This window comes from Oceanobacillus neutriphilus, assembly GCF_014645515.1.
GTDB lineage: Bacteria > Bacillota > Bacilli > Bacillales > Amphibacillaceae > Oceanobacillus > Oceanobacillus neutriphilus.
Genome location: NZ_BMLW01000007.1, coordinates 127,746 through 141,324 on the forward strand (window position 1 = coordinate 127,746; position 13,579 = coordinate 141,324).

Annotated in this window: 15 protein-coding genes; 5 read left to right on the top strand and 10 right to left on the bottom strand. The window is 38.4% G+C overall.

The window, feature by feature from the left end; all coding sequences use genetic code 11:
• Positions 1–151: 151 nt before the first annotated feature.
• Both IEX29_RS12865 and IEX29_RS12870 read right to left on the bottom strand, forming a co-directional pair.
• A complete protein-coding gene (locus IEX29_RS12865) occupies positions 152–874 on the bottom strand; it encodes a MerR family transcriptional regulator (RefSeq protein ID WP_077604848.1) in 723 nt (240 codons plus the stop codon).
• Positions 875–878: 4 nt separating this feature from the next.
• Positions 879–1,751, bottom strand: coding sequence for an Hsp33 family molecular chaperone HslO (locus IEX29_RS12870; RefSeq protein WP_077604847.1), 873 nt, complete (start codon positions 1,749–1,751; stop codon positions 879–881).
• A gap of 212 nt (positions 1,752–1,963) precedes the next feature.
• Between IEX29_RS12870 and IEX29_RS12875 the strand changes: the two genes are divergently transcribed.
• Entirely contained in the window at positions 1,964–2,365 is a 402-nt protein-coding gene (locus tag IEX29_RS12875) for a GIY-YIG nuclease family protein (protein ID WP_077604846.1), read from the top strand.
• 255 nt (positions 2,366–2,620) lie between these two features.
• Here IEX29_RS12875 and treR read toward each other — a convergent pair whose 3' ends face one another.
• From treR to IEX29_RS12895, 4 genes are all read right to left on the bottom strand, one after another.
• Positions 2,621–3,334, bottom strand: coding sequence for a trehalose operon repressor (treR, locus tag IEX29_RS12880; RefSeq protein WP_077604845.1), 714 nt, complete (start codon positions 3,332–3,334; stop codon positions 2,621–2,623).
• A gap of 15 nt (positions 3,335–3,349) precedes the next feature.
• Entirely contained in the window at positions 3,350–5,035 is a 1,686-nt protein-coding gene (treC, locus tag IEX29_RS12885; protein WP_077604844.1) for an alpha,alpha-phosphotrehalase, read from the bottom strand.
• Between the two features lie 84 nt (positions 5,036–5,119).
• Positions 5,120–6,553, bottom strand: a complete 1,434-nt coding sequence (gene treP / locus IEX29_RS12890; RefSeq protein ID WP_077604843.1) for a PTS system trehalose-specific EIIBC component — start codon at positions 6,551–6,553, stop codon at positions 5,120–5,122.
• A 287-nt stretch (positions 6,554–6,840) separates the two neighbouring features.
• A complete protein-coding gene (locus IEX29_RS12895) occupies positions 6,841–7,437 on the bottom strand; it encodes a GNAT family N-acetyltransferase (RefSeq protein WP_217697340.1) in 597 nt (198 codons plus the stop codon).
• A gap of 270 nt (positions 7,438–7,707) precedes the next feature.
• Between IEX29_RS12895 and IEX29_RS12900 the strand changes: the two genes are divergently transcribed.
• The 3 genes from IEX29_RS12900 (at position 7,708) to IEX29_RS12910 (ending at position 8,878) form a co-directional block, all read left to right on the top strand.
• The gene (locus IEX29_RS12900; protein ID WP_139344907.1) at positions 7,708–7,890 is read left to right on the top strand and encodes a hypothetical protein; all 183 of its coding nucleotides are present in this window, start codon (positions 7,708–7,710) and stop codon (positions 7,888–7,890) included.
• Between the two features lie 81 nt (positions 7,891–7,971).
• Complete coding sequence (locus tag IEX29_RS12905) at positions 7,972–8,289, top strand: RNHCP domain-containing protein (protein ID WP_229720210.1); 318 nt, start codon at positions 7,972–7,974, stop codon at positions 8,287–8,289.
• Between the two features lie 64 nt (positions 8,290–8,353).
• Entirely contained in the window at positions 8,354–8,878 is a 525-nt protein-coding gene (locus tag IEX29_RS12910; protein WP_229720211.1) for a P-loop NTPase family protein, read from the top strand.
• Positions 8,879–8,954: 76 nt separating this feature from the next.
• On the opposite strand, the gene IEX29_RS12915 is transcribed toward IEX29_RS12910, so the two are convergent.
• Positions 8,955–9,680: a hypothetical protein gene (locus tag IEX29_RS12915; protein ID WP_077604839.1), complete on the bottom strand. Its 726-nt coding sequence runs from the start codon at positions 9,678–9,680 to the stop codon at positions 8,955–8,957.
• Between the two features lie 300 nt (positions 9,681–9,980).
• Between IEX29_RS12915 and IEX29_RS12920 the strand changes: the two genes are divergently transcribed.
• Positions 9,981–10,631 carry a FusB/FusC family EF-G-binding protein gene (locus tag IEX29_RS12920; protein ID WP_077604838.1) on the top strand — a complete coding sequence of 217 codons (651 nt, stop codon included), beginning with the start codon at positions 9,981–9,983 and terminating at the stop codon, positions 10,629–10,631.
• 125 nt (positions 10,632–10,756) lie between these two features.
• Here IEX29_RS12920 and IEX29_RS12925 read toward each other — a convergent pair whose 3' ends face one another.
• From IEX29_RS12925 to IEX29_RS12935, 3 genes are all read right to left on the bottom strand, one after another.
• The gene (locus tag IEX29_RS12925) at positions 10,757–11,287 is read right to left on the bottom strand and encodes a GNAT family N-acetyltransferase (RefSeq protein ID WP_077604837.1); all 531 of its coding nucleotides are present in this window, start codon (positions 11,285–11,287) and stop codon (positions 10,757–10,759) included.
• 90 nt (positions 11,288–11,377) lie between these two features.
• Positions 11,378–11,764: a penicillinase repressor BlaI gene (blaI, locus tag IEX29_RS12930; protein WP_077604836.1), complete on the bottom strand. Its 387-nt coding sequence runs from the start codon at positions 11,762–11,764 to the stop codon at positions 11,378–11,380.
• A gap of 16 nt (positions 11,765–11,780) precedes the next feature.
• Positions 11,781–13,568 (bottom strand): BlaR1 family beta-lactam sensor/signal transducer, encoded by a 1,788-nt coding sequence (locus IEX29_RS12935; RefSeq protein WP_077604835.1) that lies wholly within the window; start codon positions 13,566–13,568, stop codon positions 11,781–11,783.
• Positions 13,569–13,579: the final 11 nt, after the last annotated feature.

Consider the following 13,579-nt stretch of genomic DNA (forward strand, 5'->3'; position numbering starts at 1 on the left):
ATGTTAGCCTTTTTTAACAGTTAAGAAAGTATAAACTTTATTACTGCATAAGTGTAACTAAGGCTGTCACCTAAAAAGCTTGGTGACAACCAAGTTTTCTAATATAAATAGATATTTACTGCAGTGAACTGTCATACTTGTTTCTTTTCTTTTATTCTTCCAAGGCCTCCTGAATATACTTATATAACGTACTATCCAAGCCATAATGCAGTGCAGGCTGGGGATTCTCAGCATAGAATTTTTCAGCATTCTTAGTGATTCCATTATCTCCATCTGAAAAAATATTCGTTAATCCCTGCCACTTTTTTGCTAACTCCTGCACAGACGGATCTTGTGGAGGAATTTGTTTTTCCTTACTGTCTTTTAATGCTTTTAAAAGATCCTTAAATTGTTTTTTCCCTAGTTTTAAAGCTGTATCACTTGTATTGAGGTAGTACTCTCTCATTTTTTGAAGCTGTTCCTCTGTAAAATAACTGGAATGATTGAACTGGATTAACTCAAAGAGTGAGGTTAGACCTTCAACGGAAATACGCTCTGATTTAACAGCTTCCATCCTGGTCTGCTCCAGCTGCTGTAACAGCTTTTGCTGCATAGTTATCTCTGATTTAACCCGATTAATCTGCTGATCCAGTGTACCCAGCATATCCTGGCTGCTTGTACGAATAATCTCTTTTATCTCCTCCAGAGGCAAATGCATTTTTTTCAATACAAGAATTTGTAACAACAGCTGCATATCCTCCCCGGTATAGCGCCGATGTCCTGCTTCTGTATAAAGTGAAGGTGAAAATAAGCCGATTTGATCGTAATATCTCAGTGTGCGGATGGACAGACCTGTAAGAGTGGCTAATTGACCGGTAGTCCAGTAATTTTGCATGTACTCACCTCGTTTGTAAAAGTGTTTTTATTTCAGAAGGACTGAAAGTATATTGTCTGCCGCAAATATGACATTTTGTATCGATAGAGATATTTAAGTCGATAGCTTTTTGCAATTCTTCATCAGATAACGAAAATAGAAAGCCATAAAACATTTCCTTCGAGCAGTGGCAGGTAAATTGTATCGATTTTCGTTCCATTACCTTTGAGTTATTAAAGCGCTGATTTAACTCTTTTTCTATTTCTGCATCATTCATTTCAAGCAGCAGAGGAGCAAGATTCTCTGCTGCAAATTGCTCCCGGACATACTCTAATGAACCTTCTTTTGTCCCGGGAAGTGCCTGAGCATAGATTCCATAGCTTTTGATAAGAAAGTGATTATTATCAAATTCCATGTTTGTTTGAAGCATAGTGTCTGTCTGCTCACTCTGTTTAAAATAATATGCAAAATCGTCATCCATATTTTGATAAGACATATCTGTAATCCCTGTGAATTGGTTCATTTCAAATCCCTTCATCATCCGTATAGAAGCATTTGGACCGATAAATTCCTGAAGAGATTGATCTGAATTTTGCTGCTGGTGCGCTTCTAACAGTGCTTGATTAACATAGCCGCGTACATTTCCTGCTGCATCTGTATCTGCATAAATTTTTTGCTTTTGATTAGTCAATGTAATAACAGCACTGATTCGCTCGTTAGTCTTTAAGGTTACAGAAAGCAGGCTCATAATGGAAACAGATTTAGCTAGTGCCAAATAACAGACCTTATCCTTTATTTTACTTAATTCCATGATTTCTTGTAGAACTTTTGTATTGTCCGTAAAGTATAAACGGATACTTTTATCTAAAACAAGTGCTCTGATAATTTCATTCGTCATTTTATCTGCTCCCTTCTAATAATAGGATAAAACATTACGTGACGTAAGGTTCAAGTTTAAATTTATAAAAAGATTTTGAAGGGAAATTGTATATTAGACGTTGATCATTTTGTCAGCTGATTTTTTAAGATATAATAATAACAAATAGGAAGCGAAGAACGTTTTGAGAAATTTCTTAAACGGAATCAAGAGCAATCGGGGTGGCAAAACAAATGAAGCCTGTAAATTATTCTGTGCGGGAAACGGATACACTTTATTGCGTGAAGGCATGGCTTCCGGAAGATGCAGAAGCGGTTACTATCGGCAAACTGGGAGAATTTAATTTTCCAGAGGGTTATTATGTTTACGTAGGAAGCGCAAAGCGAAATATTCGTGCACGGGTGGACCGGCATATCCAGATGGATAAAAAGTTGCGCTGGCATATCGATTACTTACGTCCTTACCTGCAAATTCAGGCTGTGCAAACTTATCCGGATATAGAAGGGGAATGTGGTCTTTTCGAAAGGCTGAGGCGGGAAAATGGCGGGACAACGCCGGTAAAAGGGTTTGGCTCATCGGACTGCAGATGCTTTTCACATTTGTTTTATACGGAGGAGAAAGTGTTAATAGATTAGGAACGAAGGAGTTTACGACAATTAGGAAAGGAAGAGCAGCATGGGAAAACCAAAGACGAAAGCAACGTAGGCGGAAGCGAAAAAAAGATGGGGTTTCACGATCCGAAAAGATCTCCCGAATGTCGTATGAAGCGGGAAATGGACAGCTTTATTGATTTTTAACGTGAGTACGTTATCCCCTAATCATCTGTCAAAAGAATATTGTAAAGAGAAGAAGGCTGATATAAGCAATTAAGTACTTATATCAGCCTTCTTCTAATGTTCTCTCCTGGCAAAGTCAACGAACCTGAACTTATCTGGACGGTGTCTGGATTCGGTATATTGAAATAATGTCGCATCATCCAAATAGACATAGTTTTTAATAACCACCACATTATAAAACCCTTCTAAATCCAATAGCTCATGATCTTCTGCTGTCGGTTCCTCAACAATAATTTCTTTTTTTGCAAAGCTGATGATAAGGCCTAATTTATTTTCAAGATAGTCATAAATAGAAGCTTCTGCGATATCCATAGAGATGTGCTGAACGGTTTTGGTTATTAAATAATCCTTGTCCAAAATGATGCGCTGTCCAGAGAAGGAACGGGTCCGAATGATTTCCCAAACCTCCTGATCCTCTGCCAGCTTTAATTGCTTCTGGATAAAATCATTTGCGCTGATTTTTGCACATTGATGAACCGTTGTAATCGGCTTTTCTCCCATTTTATCAGCCAGTTCTTTAAAGCTGACCAGACCGGATACCGGGAAATCAAATTTATTCCGTTCAATCACCGTCGATCCCTTGCCGCGGATTTTTTGAATGTACCCATTTTGGGCAAGCAGATTTAAAGCCTTCCGAATCGTTTCCCGTGATGTCTGATATTGCTCAGCTAATTCATTTTCCGACGGAAGGAATTCATTTGCTTTAAATGTTTCTTTTTCTATTTTTTGAGCCATTTCCTGATAAATAATCAAATACTTATTTCGCATCGCAACTAACTCCATTTATTTCTTTAGATAATAAACAATAGACTCATACGGCCGCAGTGAAATCGGATCTGAAACTAAAGATGGAGAATCTGTGTAATTAGAAAGTAAAATCTCACTGTCTGTAAATGTACGATGAATCGATTCAGGTAACTCCAGCTTTGCTTCTTTTGCATAAAAATTGTTTACTACTAATAGTTTTGTATCTTTATTTTCTCTTATATACGCAAAAATTGCAAAGTCATTGGGCAAAATGAGCTGATATTCTCCGTCAGTAATAACTTGATACTCTTTTCGAAGCTGGATTAGTCTTTGGTAATGGTGAAAAATAGATGTTTTATCAGCAGTTGCAGCTTCCGTATTGATTTTCTGATAATTATCAGGAAGACCGATCCAAGGAGTTCCTTCTGTAAATCCGGCATTGGCTGTATTATCCCATTGCATTGGTGTTCTTGCATTATCCCGTGATTTTTCCTGAAGAATTTCAATGATTTCCTGATCGGATAAACCTTCTGCTTTCTTTATTTTGTACATATTCAGTGATTCTACATCCCTGTACTGGCTAATATCATCAAAGCCGGCATTGGTCATTCCAATCTCTTCTCCCTGATAAATATAAGGCGTACCCTGCATCATATGAATCGTTGTTGCCAGCATTTTTGCCGATTCCTTATGATAGGTTGTATCATTTCCAAAGCGGGATACAATTCGCGGCTGATCGTGATTACACCAGAATAACGCATTCCAGCCGCCGCCTTCCTGCATGCCTGTCTGCCAGTCAGATAGCAGTTGTTTGAGATAAAGAAAATCAAACGGTGCTTTTGTCCATTTTTTACCATTTGGATAATCAACCTTTAAATGATGAAAGTTAAATGTCATACCCAGTTCTTCGCGTGCCGGATTCGAATACTTGATACAATCCTCCATAGAAGTGGATGACATTTCTCCAACGGTAATCGTTTCACGGCCTTTAAACACTTCCTGGTTCATTTCATGGAGAAATTCATGTACCCGCGGTCCGTCTGTATAGAATTTACGTCCATCTCCCGGAGCGACACTGCCGTCATCATTTGGGAAACGCTGGTCTTTGGAAATTAAATTGATAACATCCATCCGGAAGCCATCTACCCCTTTATCCAGCCAAAAGTTCATCATTTGATAGACATCATTGCGGACTTTTTCATTTTCCCAGTTAAGATCAGCCTGGGTAACATCAAAGAGATGTAAATAATAAGAACCAGTTGTTTCATCGTATTCCCAAGCATTGCCGCCGAATTTGGATTCCCAGTTTGTCGGCGGTTCTCCAGATTTGCCATCCTTCCAAATATAATAATTTCTATAAGGATTATCTTTTGATTTCCTGGCTTCCTGGAACCATTTATGTTCGGTTGATGTATGATTAACAACGATATCCATAATCACTTTTAACTCTAATTTGTGTGCTTTTTCCAGCATTATTTCAAAGTCTTCCATTGTTCCGTAGTCCGACTGAATGGCATAATAATCTGCAATATCATATCCATTGTCATTTTGAGGAGAAACATAAATAGGGGTAAGCCAAATCACATCGACCCCCAGTTCTTTGATATAATCCAATTTTTCTGTAATTCCGTTAATGTCTCCCATTCCATTACCTGTCGTATCATTAAAGCTTTTTGGATAAATTTGATAGACGACGGATTTTTGCCACCATTTTTCTTGCATAGTCAACCTCCTAAATACTGCTTTGTTTCAATTATTTCCCGTTGTATATCAATGAAAGAGGAGGGATAGACTCCCTCCTTATTTTTATTTACCTAAGCGTTTGTATGCATCTACACCCATTTTTGTTCTGGATAGAACAATTGTTAAGATAAACGGAATCACCATAGCTGCAACCATAGCTACAGCAAACATCAGCATATGTGGTAATTGAATAGATAAAATTCCAGGTATACCGCCGACACCGATGGAGTTAGCCATAACACCGGATCCGACAGATATAACTGCTGCAACAGCAGAGCCTGTCATACCGGCGATAAATGGGAACAAATAGCGTAAATTAATACCGAATAGTGCCGGTTCTGTAACTCCTAAATAACAGGAGATAGCGGCTGGAATAGATACCTGCTGCTCCTTCTTATCTTTTCGGTTAAGGTAAATCATTGCTACAACAGCAGAGCCCTGTGCAATATTAGATAAAGCAATCATTGGCCAGAGATTTGTACCATTAAATTCGCTCATTAATTGCAAGTCAATGGCATTTGTCATATGATGTAAACCTGTAATAACGAGTGGTGCGTAGGCAAAACCAAATACTGCAGCAAACAACCACCCAAATGCCGAAGTTAATCCATCATAGACAACAGTTGAGATCCATGAACCAATGGTCCAGCCGATTGGACCTAGCACAACATGAGCTATGATCACAGCTGGAAGTAATGCAAAGAAAGGTACAAAGATCATCGATACCACTTGCGGGATGATTTTACGGAGCCATATTTCTAAATAAGCTAATACGAAACCTGCTAAAATAGCCGGGATAACCTGTGCTTGATAACCAATCATTTCAATTTGGAAAAATCCAAAATCCCAGACTGGTATTTCTGTTGCTTCTGCAACGCCATAAGCATTTAAAAGCTGTGGTGAAACGAGTGTAAGACCTAAAATAATTCCGAGTACTTGCGTTGTTCCCATCTTTCTGGAAATAGACCAGGTAATAGCAACAGGGAGAAAATGAAAGATAGCTTCAGCAATTAACCAGAGAAAATCATATAATCCCGACCAAAATTGCGAGGATGCCGCTAATGTCATTGTTCCATTTTCCAGCATTTCAATTTCACCAATGACATTCCGGAAACCTAAAATCAGTCCCCCTACAACAAGTGCCGGGATAATCGGCGTAAAAATATCTGCTAAGTGCGCCATTAACCGTTGGATAAAATTCATATTTTGTTTCGCTGCTTCTTTGACATCTTCTTTAGAAGTATCGCCGACACCAGCTATTTTCGTAAATTCATTATAAAAGGAAGCGACTTCATTTCCGATAATAACCTGGAATTGTCCAGCCTGTGTGAATGTTCCTTTTACAATATCGATATCTTCAATAGCTTTTACATCTGCTTTTTCTGGATCATTTAAGACAAATCGCATTCTGGTTGCACAATGCGTCACGACAGAGATGTTGTCACTTCCACCGACTTTTTCCAATAATTCTTTTGATGGAGCTGTGTATTTACTCAATGTCATTCCTCCTTTTCATATCTTGTATATACAAGTGTTAACGTTTTCAGTTTAACTTGTATATACAAGTTTGTCAATAAAAATTTTAAGCTGTTTTATGGGGAATTGATATAATTGAATGAATATGGAATGTTGAAAGATAGATTAAGTGAAGCAGATATATGAAATTCACAGTTAATTATTCACTGGGACCGTATCAACTGATAAACGAAGATAAGGTAAATGTTGATGTTTTCAAATGCCCTGCTTTTGACATAAATGAAGATAATCCCAATATTAGAAAGGGATTATCTTCCGGGATCTGAAATATCTTCTACAAAATGTTCAGCGTACATATTCCAATATTTTTTAAAGACACGGTCTTTTTTATCATCTAAATTAAGCTGATACATTCGGAAAGTAACGAGAATATCCTTTGGCTGCCATTGTTCTTTATAAGAATATTGATAAATCATCCCCAGCTTCTGCATAACTCTCCCGCTGGCGGTGTTAAGGATATCGTGTGTTGCAGTAATATACTTGAGTCCAGTATCTTTTAGCTCTGCAATGACAGCATGACCTGCTTCTGTCACATAGCCATTTCCCCAGAATTCTTTTTTTAGTGCGTATCCAAAATCATGTCCTTCTCCCAGGCTGACAGTCACATAGCCAATCGGCAGATTATTTTCTTTTAGACAAATCGCCAAGTAGTATCCTGCATTGTTTTGATACATGGGAAGAACCCTTTCAGCATAATAGGTTTCCGCTTCTTGTATATTTTGGAGAGGGGATAAAGGCAAATATTGATTCACGACTTCATCGCTCAATATTTCATATAGCGCCTGAATATCCTTGTCTGCAGCTGTAAACAGGCGTATAATCAGTCGTTCTGTTTGGATCTCCAAGATACTATCACTCCTTTAGTTATGTCACCGCTCATAGAGTATCCGACAGGCTTGGTAATTTCATATAATTTTGTATTTAACTCTCCATATTCCTTGAACATACCTACCCCTCCATTCTATAAATATTCAAACCAGCTTTCGTGAAGAGGTTGTGAATGATATGCTTCCATTCTATAATAAAAAAAGAGAATAATCTAAATTTGAAAAGAGAGGAGGAGTCATTTGCGCATATCAGTATGGAATCAACGTCCTTAATTGGGGATGATGCCGATGTCAGTGATTAGGGAAGAACACTTACTAATGGAAGATGGCGTTGGCTGTCTTACAGTGGCTGATATAAATTCACAAAATCAATCGTGGTCCGGATCAGGAGATGAAATAAGCTCCTGTGAAGCTGGAACTAGAAGTAATCGTTTTGCAGAACAAGACGGTGAATTTGTCCCTTCTCCTTAAAAGCCTGAAACTGCAAGTAGCAGGAAAACAAACAGAACCCATTCTCCAAAGATAAAAAAATTATCTTGGAGGATGAGGACGTTGAGCAGAATAACAGAAAATACAGCCTTTCAATGTGAGCATTGCGGGGCGGGTGTGGCGGCAGTAACAAACGGGAGCTTTCGCAATCATTGCCCCTTCTGCCTATATTCAAAGCATTTGGATAATGAGCCGGGAGACAGACTTAGTACCTGTAGAGGAATCATGCGGCCAATTCAGATAGACTATTCTGGAAAGAAGGGCTATCAAATTATTCACGAATGTAACAAATGTGGAAAAAAACAGCGTAATAAAGCAGCAGTAAATACGATTCAGGAAGATGATATTCTCCGTTTCATGAAAGCATTAAATCAGTATTAGATTATTCTTTGCCTCCTTACGCTTCAACAGTAGGGAGGTGATTCATTTTTGAAACAGAAAGCAGGTGACACATTTGCAGGAAGAAGTAAAGAAAATACATATTATCGGCGGTGCGGGAAGCGGGAAAACCTATCTGGCAAGGGTGTTATCAGATATTCTTGCTATTCCGGCTGCTGATCTGGATAACTTGTTTTGGAATAAAAGCTATGGAACGAAAAAAGATCCTGCGATCAGGGACAAGGAACTGGAGGATATACTTTCACAAGATTCCTGGATTATGGAAGGTGTCTATTTTGCCTGGCTGGAGGCCAGTTTTGAAAAAGCGGATCAAATCATTGTTTTACATACAAATATGTACGTAAGGCAAATGAGAATAATTAACCGGTTTTTAAAAAGAAAGCTTCGTATTTTGCCGACTAAAAAAGAAAATATAAGAGACTTGGTGCAGTTATTAAAATGGAATGCTGCGTATGATACAAATAATTTAGTAAAAGCACAAAGAAAGATAGAGGTATATGAAGAAAAGGTGATACATATATACAGCAAGAGAGAGCTGAATCAGCTTCTGGAAAGTATCAAGCAAAAATGAATAAAAGCCTGCGATTATGTTACACGAATAAACAAAGAGACTTGCCTCTATATATTAAAAGGCAAGTCTCTCACGGTTAAGAATCACTTTCAACAGCAATTTGTAATGCATCTATTGGATTGCCTGTACTCTCATCAATTTCATAAACGGTGCTTCCTTTCTGCCAGCGGATGACTGTTCCGGGATGTTCGTCAAAATCGTCAATTTCAATTACTCCACGCTCATCAGGCGCAGGTAGATAATTTGTTTCTAAATAATCTACGACAGCCCGGGCAAGCTCCTCACCGTCTTTATAATTTCCGGTTGCTAATTCTGGGTCAGTCGGAGCATTTACGCGAATCAGCCATTTTCCTTCATTCCATGAAACATAATTGTGGCCGGTAGCTCCTTCTGAAAGAGCTTTGACGCCATGACCAAGGTCTATATTTGTCTGCTCAACTTCTTCATAGTTTTCAATTGCGTTAATTGCTTCCTGCTCACTGGAATAATCTGTTTCTTCTATATTACTGTTGGAAGAATCTTCAGCTTCTGTATTTTCTTTCTCTGAGGAGGCATCTTCATTACTTGAATCCTCAGCTTCTGCCTGTTGTTCTTCGTTACTGTTATTTTCCGGTTCCTCTGCGGAGTCTTCCTGATTGCCTTCTGTTGCTTCCGTCTGGTCATCCTCTGTACCAGATACAGTTTCTTCATCCGATTCCTCTTGTGAGGTATCCGTTTCTGCTTGTGAAGCACCCTGGCACGCTCCCAGGAAAAGTAAGAGTGCTATACCTGGTGCTGCAAAATATGTTTTTTTCAGTCTCATGATGTATCACTCCTTCTACTGTATATATTTCCCTTCTTTTCCTGAAACGAATCCTGAAGTTCCAGATTTTTTTAAGAATTATATAAATCGTGAAGCTTTATTTGGAAAAAGTGCTATACTGGCTGTAGCTTTCTTTTTAAGGAGGAATCGAAATGGCAGCATTCTTTGGTAATGCTTACTCTAGGCTGGGCGCCCTTTTGGTCTGAGAGGTCTTTAGTATAATAAAGCAGAATAAATAATGAATGATCTCTTTAGGCCGTATGTTTTAATAAAAAGCCTAATATAATGGAGTGAATTCAAATGGAAAAACAACTAATTGAGCCGTTTTTAACAGTAGCGAATTATCGTTTTATAGAGCAGCAGACAGATAAAATTATACGTGCATTGGCCACAACAAAGGATAAAAATGTTATTCTGGCTGTACGCGGGATTGTGAAAAGTGAGTTGATAGACTCCTTTACATGGTCTGATGAAGAAGAAAAAATAATCCAGCCGTTAATAGATATCAATGAACGGGCAGAGGGAGAAGTCTTTTTAGAAAAGCTGAAACCCTATATTATTCCATTTAAAGCAGTGGAAGCAAGTAATTTAAAAAGCCTGTTTAAAAAGGAAAAAAAGCTGAAGCTCCCTAATCTGGAGGAGACCGACTTTCAGCAAATTTCTTATTTAGCCTGGGATGACCCTGGAAAACTGCGGAGATATATAGTAGTGGAACAAAATGAAAGCTTTAAAGCACTGAAAGGCACTTTTATACTACCGGCAACACAGGGTATTTGTGCGCTTTGCAACCAGCATACGGAAGTTGTCCGTCTTACCACTTCTGTAAAAGGTGAGGTTCCCGGGACATTTACCAAGCACTATAATTATATCTGTGCTGACAGCCATTTGTGTAATCAGCATGTAACGGATATAGAGAAGGTAAGAGCATTTTTGGATAGAGTCACCAAATAAATTTATTAAAGAAATTTATAAAGAAAGCAGATAAGGAGAGTGCGTACTTTCCTTATCTGTTTTTGAAATGAAAAACTTTAAAGAAAAACCGATCCTGTAGCAGACCTGGAACGATTTTAGTATAATTAATCATTTTTTAAGAGCGAGTACATATACATATCAACAAAATTGCTCTTCACCTTTTCATATTGCCGCAACGTTCCTTCGAAGGTAAACCCTAGTTTTTGCAATACTTTCATCGAATTTATATTTGCCGGCTCTACTTTCGCTTCAATCCGGTTGATTTCTAAATTCGAAAAGGCTTCATCAATTAACGCCTGAATGGATTCGGGTGCATATCCCTTTCCCCAATGTACTTTCGCAATATCATAGCCAATCTCAGCCCGGGCGTTTTCTGCGTCGATAGCATTAAAGCCGCAGGAGCCAATAATCTGCTTTGAATTCAAATCAAGCACACTGTAGCGGATGGCCTGATTTTTTTCAGCTAATTTATTGAGCAGGTTAATCATTTCGATTGTCTGCGATTCACTTGTGAAAGCAGAGATATTCATGAATGCTGCAACAGCCGGGTCTGACCAGATATTAAATAGCGCGGCGGCATCAGATATCCGCATTTTTCGTAAGATTAATCTTTTTGTAAATAGCTCTTCTTTCAATACTTTGCCCTCCAATATTTTATAGAAATCTGTCTGGAAAGTATTGTTTTCTGTGCATGATTCAGTCCCTTCATCATTTCTCTGAGCAGGTTATTTTTTCTTTTTCGGTTTTTCATCCAAAATCGATTTTAATTCCTCAATATCCTCTTCGGATAAAGAGTCTTCCTCCATAAATTGGACAAGCATCGATTTTACCGTGCCGCCGTAGATCCGCTTAATGAATGATTCCGCTTCTGCACGCTGGCATTCATCCTGGGAATAAAGCGGATAAAAAGTATACACACGCTGCTCTTTATTGACACCAACAACTTCTTTGTGCACTAACCGGTCTAAAAGTGTCCGTACTGTTTTTGCTTTCCAATCCTTTTGCCCCTGCAGATTGGAAATGACGTCATTCGCTGTCTGCGGCGCTTTTTTCCATAGTACATTCATTACTTCCCATTCTGCTTCAGAGATGCTCGGTACTCCTTCTGACATATATATCACCCCGGTTCTATTCATCAATAATTTGTTTATCCTTTAAAATAGCTAAGGTTATTTCTGTTGCGATACTTCCAGAGGCATTATCCTCATCCTGTATATTGGTTGCAAAGAAATACGTGTTTGTTTCTGTTTCAACAAAACCGATAAACCAGCCGTTTATATCCTTGCCATTCACATTACCTGTTCCTGTTTTTCCATAGAGTGCAGAGCCGTCATTTTCATCCATTTGCAATGCATTTTTAACAGCTTCAATATGCTCTTCCTGAAAATCAAAGCTATTGTTATAGAATGAATGTAGCAGCTCCACCTGTTCCACTGGCGAAATCTTCAAGCTGGATTCCAGCCAATATTGCTCCAAACCGCCAGAAGTATCCTGGTTTCCATAATGGATTTGATTTAGATAGGATTGAACATTGTCCAGACCTATTTCTTGATCGATTTGCTGGAAATACCAGTTAACAGAGCGGTTTAAAGCAGTCTCTAAGTTTTGGTCTCCATTCCATTGCTCATAAGGCTGTTCGACACCGTCCCATTCAATCCTATTTTGTTCCGGTGTTATAACGTTCTCCTCTAATCCGAATAAGGCACTATAGATTTTATAAGTAGAATCAGGAGAAACCCGCAATGTGCTCTGGTCTTTATTATAGATATGATATGCATCCTTTTGCATATCGTATAGAACAAAACTGCCCTCGTAATTTTTAAAATAAGCACTAAGATCTTCTTCGCTTGTCTGTTCATGATTAAAAGTTGTATAGCGGCTGTTGTCATTAGCCATCGCAGAAGCAAGCGGAATCTGTGTAACTACAAAAAGGCCGGCCAGCAGGAAGATGCCGATGCTTTTGGCATGCTGTAATTTAGAGTCTGCTTGAAAGGAAGCAATTTCTATAATCCGTTTCTTAATCTGCTTTTTAGAGCCATTTAATTGATTAGCCAGCTTATTATACGAAGGACTGGGAGATTTATCGATAAAATGAATAATTGTGTTTCCATATTTCTTATAGCTGTTATCATCTAAGGATGTTAATACAGCATGATCACAGGCAATCTCACGGTCCAGACGCATTTCTTTAAAGGCAATCCAGACAAAAGGATTGAACCAGTAGATGATTTGAAAGAAAACCATTAAATAGTTGATAGGAATATCCTTATATTTATAGTGATTTAATTCATGAAGAAGAATATGCTTGATGTCATCTCTGGATAACCATTCTTCAAAATTCGCCGGCAGCACAACAAAGGTTTTACGCAATCCGAATGTCAGCGGTGAACGTACTTTATCTGAAACTCCCAATACGATATTTTTTGAGATATTTAACTGCTGCTTAGATATTTGGAAAAGGTCTAGAATTTCTTTATCTTCCACGTGAGAAATCGACTTTTTAATACTCCTTAAATTCAGCCACGCGTGTATAGAAAGCCCTGTGAAAACAAGGGCTCCAGCAATCCATATCCCAGCGGCAATTCCATTTAACAGCTCTGTATTTGTCTGCGTTACCGTTACGGAAAAATCCTGCATCCAATTCGAATTTGTTCCTCCGCTTCCGGACGCTGCGCTATTTATGGCAGCAGAATTTCCATCTGCAGAAGAACTGCCTGTAAATGTATGAAACAGATTCCCGGCTGGAATGAAGCGGCCGGGAATAAAAGGAATGATCAAAGCAAAAAGCAATAAATACCATAGATTATATTGCCATTTGGCGGATAGCTGTTTTGGGAATAACTTTTTTATTAGAAAAATAAGCCCGATTGTAATGGAAGAAATAATGAAGCCTGTAATAAGTGTTGTTATAAACATGCTTTTCGTCT

Coding starts and splice junctions, on each gene's coding strand:
- treC (WP_077604844.1), bottom strand. CDS start 5,035: ATGCAAGAAAAATGGTGGCAAAAATCCGTCGTCTATCAAATTTATCCA.
- IEX29_RS12935 (WP_077604835.1), bottom strand. CDS start 13,568: ATGTTTATAACAACACTTATTACAGGCTTCATTATTTCTTCCATTACA.
- IEX29_RS12920 (WP_077604838.1), top strand. CDS start 9,981: ATGGAAAAACAACTAATTGAGCCGTTTTTAACAGTAGCGAATTATCGT.
- IEX29_RS12875 (WP_077604846.1), top strand. CDS start 1,964: ATGAAGCCTGTAAATTATTCTGTGCGGGAAACGGATACACTTTATTGC.
- IEX29_RS12870 (WP_077604847.1), bottom strand. CDS start 1,751: ATGACGAATGAAATTATCAGAGCACTTGTTTTAGATAAAAGTATCCGT.
- IEX29_RS12915 (WP_077604839.1), bottom strand. CDS start 9,680: ATGAGACTGAAAAAAACATATTTTGCAGCACCAGGTATAGCACTCTTA.
- treR (WP_077604845.1), bottom strand. CDS start 3,334: ATGCGAAATAAGTATTTGATTATTTATCAGGAAATGGCTCAAAAAATA.
- blaI (WP_077604836.1), bottom strand. CDS start 11,764: ATGTCAGAAGGAGTACCGAGCATCTCTGAAGCAGAATGGGAAGTAATG.
- IEX29_RS12900 (WP_139344907.1), top strand. CDS start 7,708: ATGTCAGTGATTAGGGAAGAACACTTACTAATGGAAGATGGCGTTGGC.
- IEX29_RS12865 (WP_077604848.1), bottom strand. CDS start 874: ATGCAAAATTACTGGACTACCGGTCAATTAGCCACTCTTACAGGTCTG.